The following is a 282-nucleotide window of genomic DNA, read 5'->3' on the forward strand; positions in this document are numbered from 1 at the left end:
GCGACTTGCCCCTGGACGAGGCGATGAGCGTGGCGGTGGGCGGCGACTACGACCGCATCGGCGCGATCGAGTGCGAGATCCTCCAGCATTTCGGGCTCCGGGACGGCCAGTCGGTGGTCGATTTCGGATGCGGCTCCGGGCGCCTGGCGGTGCACCTCGCCCGCACCGCGAGCGTCGCGTATCTGGGCCTCGACGTCGTCCAGGACCTGCTGGACTACGCGAAGCGCCGCTGTCCCAGGGACTACCGCTTCGCCCGGAACACGGCGCTGTCGCTGCCGGTCG

Annotated in this window: 1 protein-coding gene; it reads left to right on the forward strand. The window is 70.9% G+C overall.

Annotation, left to right across the window (positions count from 1 at the left end; genetic code table 11):
• Positions 1-282 (forward strand): SAM-dependent methyltransferase (locus ACLBYB_RS33430; protein WP_447701451.1); only part of this gene is annotated, 282 nt, incomplete at both ends.

Source organism: Methylobacterium sp. D54C, from assembly GCF_053345595.1.